Here is a 10,222-nt window from a genome sequence, read left to right as displayed (position 1 = left end):
CAGTTCCCATTGTGCATACAGCGTCACGTTAGCCGAGCCCATTGTCAGCGTGGCACCTGCTGCATATGCATCGCCCGTTCCGTCCGCTTTTGTATTCCAGCCCTCGAATGAATAACCTGCTTTCTCCAAGCTGCCTTGCTGGGCAACCGTTACTTGTGTATTCGGTACAAAGGAGCCTCCAGTTGGAACCGTACCGCTATCACTGGTGTTGCCGTTATAGCTAAGCGTGTACGTAATCAGTTCCCATTGTGCATACAACGTTACGTTAGCAGAACCCATCGTCAGCGTGGAACCTGCTGCATAAGCAGTTCCTGTTCCATCCGCCTTCGTATTCCAGCCCTCGAATGAATAGCCTGCTTTCTCCAAGCTGCCTTGCTGGGCAACAGTAACTTGCGCACTCGGAGCATGCGCACCGCCTGTTGGCACGGTGCCACTGTCACTTCCGTTGCTATTGTAACTCAGCGTAAATGTGATGAGTTCCCACTGTGCATACAGCGTCACGTTAGCCGAGCCCATCGTCAGCGTTGAACCTGCCGCATAGGCAGTTCCTGTTCCATCCGCCTTGGTATTCCAGCCCTCAAACGAATAACCTGCTTTCACTAAGCTGCCTTGCAAGGCAACTGTAACTTGAGCACTCGGAACATGCGCACCGCCTGTTGGCACCGTGCCGCTGTCACTTCCGTTGCCGTTATAGCTAAGCGTGTACGTAATCAGTTCCCATTGTGCATACAACGTTACGTTAGCAGAACCCATCGTCAGCGTGGAACCTGCTGCATAAGCAGTTCCTGTTCCATCCGCCTTCGTATTCCAGCCCTCGAATGAATAGCCTGCTTTCTCCAAGCTGCCTTGCTGGGCAACAGTAACTTGCGCACTCGGAGCATGCGTACCGCCTGTTGGCACGGTGCCACTGTCACTTCCGTTGCCATTGTAACTCAGCGTAAATGTGATGAGTTCCCACTGTGCATACAGCGTCACGTTAGCCGAGCCCATCGTCAGCGTTGAACCTGCCGCATAGGCAGTGCCCGCACCGTTAGCGGACGTATTCCAGCCTTTGAAGACATAACCGCCTTTGGCTAATGTTCCTGGTTGTGCTACGTTCACCGTTTGACCCATAAGGTACGTAGTACTATCGGTCGGAACAGTTCCAGACTGGGAACCATTCCCGTTGTAGCTTACACTATAGCGACTCGGCTCCCATTTTGCATATAAATTAACATCGGATGAAGTGATCGTATACGCCGAATTTGCCGGATATGTAGCTCCTGTTCCATCCGCTTTCGTGTTCCAACCTGCAAATGTGTATCCATCACGTACCAACGTGCCCTTATCAGATAACGTTATGATTGTACCAATATAATCTTTGTTGGAAGGTGCAGGTGCTACACCGCTTGATTGACCATTGCCGTTGTATACAACATTGTAACCCGTACTAACATCAGATATCGTAATGTTCTCCAAGTTTATATTTGACGGCGCTAGTTGATCAGTAAACTTCCAAGTAATCTCCACGATTGCAACATTGGGAATAGAATAACTTGAAGACGCACCTAGCAGCGCCGACAATTGCGTAATCGTGGTTGTAATTCTAACGTTCGCAGAATTATTCAGAGTCTGAATGATTTGATTGTTATGATCTTTTAACACAACAGACAGTTGAGACAGCTGATATCCTGTACCGCCGCCCATATCATAACTGCTGAATCCAAAATCTTTAAAGGTGAAGAACTTGTTGGTCGTTGTCCCCTCAGCCTTTAATACAAAATGACCTGTTGTATTAGAAGCTTGTTGAGTCTCCGACCATAAACTCGTGGTTCCCGGATCATTAACAAATCCATTGCTTACTAAAAACTTGTCCCCGCTCTTCTTAAAATCAGAAACGCCAGAAACCGTTAACGGCCCGCCAAAATCATAAGTCCCATTATTGGTCCCTTGCCACGCTGCTTGAGCCTTTTCAATTCCAAAACTGGTAATTCCCCATAGAGTCGTTGTTATCATAGCCACAACGAGCATCACAGCGCGAATCGTACTGTATGCCCCTTTATGCGTACCGATGCTATCTTTCTTCATTCGAACCCTTCCCTCTTTCCTACATCCGCCAACCTATGATGTATATGCAACACTCTGTCCACTTACGCGGCAATAGGTATTCAATTTATTGAACTCTGATACTAATAACACAGAAAACTGCATAGAGCCGATTGCTCTACGCAGTTGTCATGTTGGCATGATAATCCTATAAGGTTGATGGCTTCGGTTATTACTGTCTTGGAGGGAATACACCTTCCAGAGCGATAATAAAGTTCATTGCCAGAAACGGTTGCATATTGTTATGCGGCTGGCTTCCACCTTGTACAGACAGAGCTGTCGGCAGCATCTGAACATTCGGCTGTTGACCATTGTAAAGAGGTAGCTGCTTTGGCGGGCGGCCTCCAGCCGCAGTCTCCGCCCAATACTGATTCGCCGGATTGCTAGACGCTCCCGGTTCATTGACCGCTTGCGGGACATGCGTATGCTTTGGCATCTGATCGTTCATCAAGGTTTCGGTTTTGGTTCCCACTTGCTGTCCGATCGTACGCGGCGACAACCCCGGTCCTTGGCCAGTTCCCATTGAAGCTTGTCCCGTTAGATTCGGTAATGCGAAGGTCGACTTGCCGTCACCGCCGTATTGAACGCCAATGACACTATATAAAGCTGTAAATTGTCGAATTTGCATCAGCTGTCCGTTGCATAGCGCCCAGCCTGCAGGCGGATAATTCCCTGCGAATATTCTTATCTCTCCGAGATACGGATCCATGGTTTACCCTCCTATTGTCTTGGTGGATATATGCCTTGTAAAGCAATGCAATATCGCACAGTCAGATAAGGCTGCATATTGGAATGGGCTTGACTGCCGCCCGAAGTGCCGATGGCACCAGCATTCATGCTCGTCAATGCCGTCGCTTCGCCATATCGGTCACTAACGCCTGCCCATCCTTGATTTTGCGGATCTGGCACATCTGCCGGATTGGACGATGCCAGCGCCTGATGCGTATGTGCAGGTATTTCATTCACCGTTAAGGTATGGTTCGCCTCGCCGGCCGATAAACCGTAATTAATGCCCGCGCCTACATGGACAGGCACCCGTCCACGCAAGTCCGGAAGAGCAAAATTGCTTCTGCCATCTCCGCCGTACGTTGCGCCAATCAAGGAAAACAGCACCTGATTAGTTTGAATATTCATCAGTTGTCCTTCGCAAGGCATCCAACCGCGCGGGGTTCTATTAAAAGGAAACAATCGCAGCTCTCCCACAAATGGTTCAGCCATCTTAATCCCTCATTTCATAAAATAGTGATAGGTAGAAGCCTTAACCTTCGGAAGGAAAGATTCCCACAAGCGCGATAATAAAAGAAACAGCTGTCGTTGGCATCATGTTGTTATGCGGCTGGCTTCCGCCTGATGGAGTAATCGCATTCGCACCCATCGACACGACCTTGCTTGTATCATCCGAATAATTCGTTATGGAAGCCCATACCGCATTCTCGGGAGAAGCTAGATTGCCGGTATTCGTAGTAGCTGAAGCAATATGCGTATGAACTGGAAGCTGCTGCGTCATCAAAGTGACCGTCTCCGTTCCGCCAAGGCTACCCAATGGCATTGCGCTGCTGGTATGAATCGGAACTCGCCCTCTCAGATCGGGCACTCCGAACGTAGTCTGTCCATCGCCGCCAAAAGTCGTCCCTAGTACTACGTACAATACTTCATTCTCCGAAATACTCAGCAGTTGACCATTGCACAGCGCCCAGCCCACTGGAGCGTAATTGCCAGCAAACATTCGAATCTCTCCAACATATTGATCACTCATATGAATTCACCTCTTGCATAGAATTGTAAGCGGTAACACTATTGAAAGATCATTTCGACATACATTTCATTTTCTGCCGACTTCGTAAAGCCAAGGCGCTCATAGAGCCTGATTGCGCGATTGGACCTCATGACATGCAGCATGGTTGTCCTCCCCGTTGCCAGCGCTTCTTGCATAAGATTGTTGATGACAAAGGTTCCGATTCCGTTACTTCTGTAGTGAGGGAGTATAGCCAAATCTACTAGTCGAATGGTTGTATCCTCTCTCGCCACCAACAGATGGCCGACTTTCACCCCGTCATATACAATGATCTGATAGGATTCATCGGGGTAACGGGCGGCGTATGACCTTTGCTGCATCATAAATTGCATCCGAAGAAAGGCGTCCTGCTGGATTTCATCCCAGCCCATTAGCTTCATCTCCTCCAATCGGGTACTTGCGTATACCTCATATTGAAAGGATTGATCATTTAGACCTTCCTCGACGGGGTCAAACGTAATGGCTTTTTGAGCATCCATGACTTTTACCCCCCCCTGCCATTTAATGCATATTTACTAGTTTATACCGAAATTCTATTTAATTCTAGTTAATTTTATGTGATGAACCAATGATTTTGTCGATATATGCAAGTTACGTTTAACCATTTGTCATTTTCTTCTTTCCACTTTACTTCCTCCCTACTATACTAGTGTTCGTATACCATTTTTCCAACCGAGGAGAATGCCAATTGAAGAAGAAAGTTATCATGCTGTCGCTAGTTTTAATCCTAGCTGCTGTCGGGGTAGTCAGCGCTGCTGCAAAGTGGGGGACGTTCGAGGGTTATAACATCGTCAAGCTTGTCATTAATGGAAAAGAGGTTATTCCGAAGGATACTCCGCCGGTTATATTAAAAGGTCGCACCATGGTGCCTTTGTCCATGCTGGAGCAAGCCGGAGTCAAGTCGACATGGGATGCATCAACCTATACCGTAAATGTAGAATCGAATGCCCCTGTCAAATCCGACGGAGAGCAACAAATTATTAACTACGTGGAAGCGATGGATTTCTACAAAACGCTGGACGACCTTGGCCTACGATTAATGGATTTGGCCGATAGTCTGATGGACGCTTACGATGATATTATCTATTACGACCAAACCGATACGCTGGACAAATGCTATGACTATTACAATGCAGCTTCCAAGAACTATAATAGCTTGCTGAAGGAATATGAAGCGTATAAGAAATTGTTCACAAGCATTGGCGTAGATACCAAAAGCGTCACCAAAGCATTTACACTCTACAAAGGCGCTCTCGATGATTACAGCGACGGACTCGATTATTTGGAGGACATCTATCTGAATCCCGATTCTGAAGCGCTAACCGATAAGTTTCTCGATGCATTCGTCTCGGGGCATGGCAAGTCAACCGATGGATCCATTATCGGCATGCAAGGCTACTATAAGTACAGGGGCCTCATCCTGGACTAACTCGATCTGCATGATAAATAGACCCGCAGGCAGGTGCTGTACATACAGCGGCCCGCTTGCGGGTCTTGTCATGAGAAAAGAGAAATGAAGACACTTATTCTGCCAATGGATGATCTTGATGAATGTGAACGCTCAGCGCCAAGCCAATCGACAGCATATTCGTTAATAATGAACTTCCGCCATAGCTTACGAAAGGCAGGGCGATACCCGTTAACGGCATTAGCCCGGTATGCATCGCGATGTTCTCGAATATCTGCAGCACCAGCATAGCGATAATACCGACAATGATATAAGAGCCCGCCCGATTCTGGCATTTGTAAGAGATGATAATCATTCGATAAATGAGTAAAAAGTAAAGCAAAAGCAGCAGCGTTGACCCGATAAAGCCAAATTCCTCGCCAATAACGGCGAAGATGGAATCCGCGTAATGATACGGGACATAGCCACCCTGTACGAGACTTCCTTGCATGAAGCCTTTGCCGTACAGTTCACCTGAACCGATCGCCGTCTGTGCATTTTTTACATGCCAGCTATTCTCCGGGTCCAGCGTGGGATCAATGAAAGTCTGTATTCGCTCAAGCTGATGCGGCTTGATCACCTTGGAGAAGAGATCGAATTGCACAAAATATAAGGCTGTTACGCCAGCTGCCACCACCAATAGAGCAGACAATCCGATGACGATCTGCTTCCACTGCATGTTGGCCATCCACAATATACTGACGAGAATACTGATAAAAACAATGGAAGTCCCTAGATCAGGCTGCTTGAAGACCAGGTAAAACGGAATAATAAACAGAACAAACGACGGTACGATGTCTCTCCAGAAGCGTGGAGATTGTCCGTTTAGGTTACCAAAAAAACGAGCCAGCGTCAGAATAAAGGCGATCTTCATCAATTCGGAAGGCTGGAACTGCTGCGAGCCGATCTCGATCCAGCGTGTAGAACCATTCAGATTGACGCCAATGACTAGAACCATGATGAGCAATATCACACCGATTACATAGGAAGGATAAGACAAATAACGAACAATGATCCGATAATCCATCATCGCGACGAGCAGCATTGGAATCACCATAATTGCATACATTTCAATGTTCGCGATATGCAGCCCTTCATAGCGCGTCCCCATCGTAGCACTCTCAATGACCAGTGTGCTAATGAGTGCAAAACAGAATACGATACCGAGAATGACCCCATCCAATCGTTTAGCCTTTTGAAACATCATTTCTAATTAGTCCCTGCTTTCCGATCGAGTGAGATTTCGATCTCGTTAACCGTTCAACCCTATTGTACAAAACTGGAAGTAATCCATTCAATAATTTCAATAAGTTGCTACTGTCGAATCAACTAGCCAAGTCGGGAGCGTCCATGGAGGTCAATTGCTCCATCAACTCTTCCAAACTCTCATCGTCCACCACCACGAACGGACTTTGCCATTGTCCAGGGAATGACAAGCTGTATATTTGGTCCCTATCAATTTTGCCGTAATAGGCTTTCACCATTGAGAGCATCGTGCCTGGTGCCATATCCGTCTTGAGGTTGGAGGTGACGATGTCCACGATCTCGAAGGTTTTCGGAAGACTGTTCCATGAGGTCAGCTTATGTACCAATGCGGTAATGACCTGCTGCTGCCTCAAGCCCCTATCAAAATCATTAGAATGGTAAGCCTCTCCGCGATTATCCTTGCGGAACCGCGCATACTGCAGCGCCTGCTCCCCGTCCAGCACCTGCAGACCTGGATAAAGCCGAATGAACATATTTTCGCTGGGGGCATCATATTCCATACGCCGCTCTACATTGATCTCAATTCCGCCCACCGCGTCCACCATAGATGTTAACGTCTCGAAGGATACGAGAAAGGTATAATCTATATTTATGTTGAAATAACGCTCAATCGTCTCTCTTGTCGTAACCATTCCCGAGCTTATGTATTCCTCAGCGAACGTAAACTGTCCCAGCTTGACTTTCTTGCCGGAGAGCAGCTCCGGATGATCCCGTGCTTCGCGTACCGCATACTGATATCCGCTGGCGAACATGGAATTAACTTTCGCGCCAGTCCCTCGCAAATTGGTGACCCGGAGGTCCCGCGGAATCGATAGAAGCTTCATACTGTTCGATTGCGGAATGACATGCGCAAGCAACAACGTATCCGTATTCATGCCGCTATGGCTGTCGCTATGATCAAGACCGATGACCAGCATATAGAAGTCTTCCTTGACTTCTTCTATACCATCTTCGAATTTCTCATTATCTTCTTGGCCCCGGATCGTCTCCAGCAGCTCTTTATCAAGAATTGAATTATCCAAATTAATAGTCGTTCCTGACATCTGCTTATACACCGCAAAACAACCTGCTGCAAGAACCAGCAACAAGACTAACAATACCATATGCAATCGATTGATCCTCAAACGAACGACCCCTCCTGATGCTGAACGCGACATAGACAAACGTCTTCGCGACGTTGACACTAATATATCGAATTCGTTGACAAATTGTCAACAGACCGATATATTCATTGAAAACCGTAGACTCCATATCGCATAATAGAAGAGCAAGGAGCCATTACGAAGGAAAGGATCGTGCATTCATTATGAGCGAACCGAATCGCCCGAATCCATTAGGGGAACTTATCAAGAGCAAGCTGCAGCAGCGCGGTCTCTCTTTGCGAAAATTCAGTGAGCTCACAGCTGTCGATACGGCTACGATCTCGCGTATTATTAATGGGAAGCGCAAGGCAACACCTGAACATTTGCAGCAATTTGCCGAGTGCCTTCAATTGCCAGTGTCGGAATTGTTTTTCGCCGCAGGTTATTCCGTCGAGCCGCGCTTGACGGATCTGCAATCATCGATTGCCGACATTCAATCTCTTCTAGCGCACTCTAATCTGAGTACACAAACCTATAGCATGACTAACATGGAACAAGAGCTGTCCAAATACGAGTTGTTCTCGCAAACGGATGAAGGAAAGACTATGATCCTGAAAAAATTCGATAAGAAGCTGTCCAAAGCGGGAAGCACTGGACCGTATATACAATTTCTGAAGGATATGTACACCAAGTATCGTCTGAACAAAGGAACCTGGGAGCGGGCGCTTATCGGAAGCGCACTGATTTACTTTATTATCCCGACGGACCTGATACCGGATTATATTTTCCCGCTCGGTTATATTGATGATGCCATCGCTGTGAATCATGTGGCGCAAAAGCTGCATCTGAAGAACCCTACTTTTTTCAGCTAGACGATCATTTATAACTCCTGATTCCTTATCCTCTGTTCATAGCGGCCATTCTAGCATGTTGACAATTTAGCAATGAAATTTACTTTTTTGTCAATCTAGGTTGATCCCCCCTCCAAAATAAGATACGATAGACCAGATTATAGAGGAGGGAATGAAGCACAGTGGAGTGGAGGAATCTTTACCGGGGAGTGCTTATGGGCATTACCGATCTCGTCCCCGGAATAAGCGGCGGCACGATTGCCGTCATGCTAGGCATTTATGAGCGGTTGCTTGCAGCAATCAGCGGGTTTTTCAGCAAAAATTGGAGGCGCCAGATCGGATTCCTGATTCCGCTAGCCGTTGGCATGGGATCAGCCTTGCTTGTTTTCAGCCGTCTCATCAAATATTTATTGGAGCATCACTATGAGCCGACGCAGTTTTTCTTCATCGGACTAGTTATCGGCGTACTGCCGCTTCTGTTGCGTCAATCCGGGGCTAGAAAGAACTTTCGCCCTGGACATGTTATTTTGCTAGTCCTATCGGGCTTGCTTGTCGCATCGCTCGCTTTTTTCAACGCAGACAAATCGGGACTGCCTATTGACGACCGTTCCGCTTTAACTCTGCTAGGCCTGTTCTTCTCGGGCTGGCTCGCCAGCATGGCGATGCTGCTGCCTGGCATTAGCGGCTCCTTCGTGCTATTGATTATCGGCGTATACCCGACTGCCATCAATGCGCTGTCTTCGCTGGACTTTTTGCTCATTGCGGTCATCGGCGCTGGTGTTATGATCGGCTTCGTCGTGAGCAGCAAAGCGATTCGAGCGCTCTTGACCCACCATGCCAATCTGACCTACGCGCTTATGATTGGGATGATCATGGGTTCTGTAGTGGTCATGTATCCTGGGCTGGCGGATGATACAAGCACACTGTTGCTATGCGTGTTGACCTTTGTCCTTGGCATTGCTGCCACGCTGCTATTCAGCTTAAGAAAAAAGGCTTGATATACCTAAAGAGGCTCTGCTTTCGTTCCGTTGAACGAGTGCAGAGCCTCTCTTATCAAGATTAGTCGCTAGTTAATAAGACATAGAAGTCATAGCCTTCAATCCATAAGCCTACAACTGTTTTCCCTTTGGAGTAATAGACGATTTCTCCAGTCGAAGTATCTGCTTCGTAGACATAACCGGCCTTCTCCAGAGCGGTTACATATTTGGTTAGATTGCCATCCGTTGCATCTGTCACATCATACTTATACAGAACGTGGCTCTTGTCCGAGGCTTCAATACGTTTGCCGTCAGAGATACCTACCACCGACGCAAAGTTAGGAACATCCTTCGTATACTCGCCGTATACCTTCTTCTGCGTGTTCACTCCGGATACAACAATTTCAACACGTTTCTTTGCTTCATTCCATTGGTAGTTGACCCCTGTAAGATCCCCCAGGTTAGCTAGCGGCACATACGTGCTGCCCCCGTAGTTCAAGATAGGTTTTTGTTTATCCTCATACTTCGTGCCATTCACAAAGATAGGATAGGAAGCTTCCGTCAATACATACTGCTTCACCGCTGCATAACCCGCCGTTGTCCCCACCATTAATAATGCGCCAATAACTGCGCCTGTTAAAATGTCTCTAACTCTTTTCAAGTTTTTTCCTCCTCTTTATGTTTCATTCTATTATAGCATCCTATTTTTGGACGTTATT

Annotated in this window: 11 protein-coding genes; 3 read left to right on the top strand and 8 right to left on the bottom strand. The window is 47.2% G+C overall.

Going from position 1 to position 10,222, the window contains the following annotated elements; genetic code table 11:
- The 5 genes from AC0YNW_RS18355 to AC0YNW_RS18335 form a co-directional block, all read right to left on the bottom strand.
- Nucleotides 1-2,067 (bottom strand): InlB B-repeat-containing protein (locus AC0YNW_RS18355; protein ID WP_475833151.1); only part of this gene is annotated, 2,067 nt, incomplete at its 3' end.
- Between the two features lie 190 nt (nucleotides 2,068-2,257).
- Nucleotides 2,258-2,794, bottom strand: a complete 537-nt coding sequence (locus AC0YNW_RS18350; protein WP_475833150.1) for a phage tail protein — start codon at nucleotides 2,792-2,794, stop codon at nucleotides 2,258-2,260.
- An 11-nt stretch (nucleotides 2,795-2,805) separates the two neighbouring features.
- Nucleotides 2,806-3,303 carry a phage tail protein gene (locus AC0YNW_RS18345; protein ID WP_387471617.1) on the bottom strand — a complete coding sequence of 166 codons (498 nt, stop codon included), beginning with the start codon at nucleotides 3,301-3,303 and terminating at the stop codon, nucleotides 2,806-2,808.
- A gap of 40 nt (nucleotides 3,304-3,343) precedes the next feature.
- Nucleotides 3,344-3,841 (bottom strand): phage tail protein, encoded by a 498-nt coding sequence (locus AC0YNW_RS18340; protein WP_387471614.1) that lies wholly within the window; start codon nucleotides 3,839-3,841, stop codon nucleotides 3,344-3,346.
- 38 nt (nucleotides 3,842-3,879) lie between these two features.
- On the bottom strand, nucleotides 3,880-4,359 hold the full coding sequence (locus AC0YNW_RS18335; RefSeq protein WP_387471612.1) for a GNAT family N-acetyltransferase: 480 nt from the start codon (nucleotides 4,357-4,359) through the stop codon (nucleotides 3,880-3,882).
- 209 nt (nucleotides 4,360-4,568) lie between these two features.
- Here AC0YNW_RS18335 and AC0YNW_RS18330 point away from each other — a divergent pair, with 209 nt between their 5' ends.
- The gene (locus AC0YNW_RS18330) at nucleotides 4,569-5,309 is read left to right on the top strand and encodes a stalk domain-containing protein (RefSeq protein WP_475833149.1); all 741 of its coding nucleotides are present in this window, start codon (nucleotides 4,569-4,571) and stop codon (nucleotides 5,307-5,309) included.
- A 94-nt stretch (nucleotides 5,310-5,403) separates the two neighbouring features.
- Here the strand turns inward: AC0YNW_RS18330 and rodA are convergent, their stop codons facing one another.
- Entirely contained in the window at nucleotides 5,404-6,534 is a 1,131-nt protein-coding gene (gene rodA / locus AC0YNW_RS18325; protein ID WP_475833148.1) for a rod shape-determining protein RodA, read from the bottom strand.
- A gap of 118 nt (nucleotides 6,535-6,652) precedes the next feature.
- Nucleotides 6,653-7,717, bottom strand: a complete 1,065-nt coding sequence (locus AC0YNW_RS18320; RefSeq protein WP_475833147.1) for an LCP family protein — start codon at nucleotides 7,715-7,717, stop codon at nucleotides 6,653-6,655.
- A 182-nt stretch (nucleotides 7,718-7,899) separates the two neighbouring features.
- Between AC0YNW_RS18320 and AC0YNW_RS18315 the strand changes: the two genes are divergently transcribed.
- Both AC0YNW_RS18315 and AC0YNW_RS18310 read left to right on the top strand, forming a co-directional pair.
- Nucleotides 7,900-8,547: a DUF1232 domain-containing protein gene (locus AC0YNW_RS18315; RefSeq protein WP_475833146.1), complete on the top strand. Its 648-nt coding sequence runs from the start codon at nucleotides 7,900-7,902 to the stop codon at nucleotides 8,545-8,547.
- Between the two features lie 161 nt (nucleotides 8,548-8,708).
- Nucleotides 8,709-9,524 carry a DUF368 domain-containing protein gene (locus AC0YNW_RS18310; protein WP_387471601.1) on the top strand — a complete coding sequence of 272 codons (816 nt, stop codon included), beginning with the start codon at nucleotides 8,709-8,711 and terminating at the stop codon, nucleotides 9,522-9,524.
- Nucleotides 9,525-9,585: 61 nt separating this feature from the next.
- On the opposite strand, the gene AC0YNW_RS18305 is transcribed toward AC0YNW_RS18310, so the two are convergent.
- Complete coding sequence (locus tag AC0YNW_RS18305) at nucleotides 9,586-10,164, bottom strand: stalk domain-containing protein (RefSeq protein ID WP_475833145.1); 579 nt, start codon at nucleotides 10,162-10,164, stop codon at nucleotides 9,586-9,588.
- Nucleotides 10,165-10,222: the final 58 nt, after the last annotated feature.

The organism is Paenibacillus sp. J31R120, from assembly GCF_056269225.1.
This window is presented reverse-complemented; position numbering and strand designations above follow the sequence as displayed.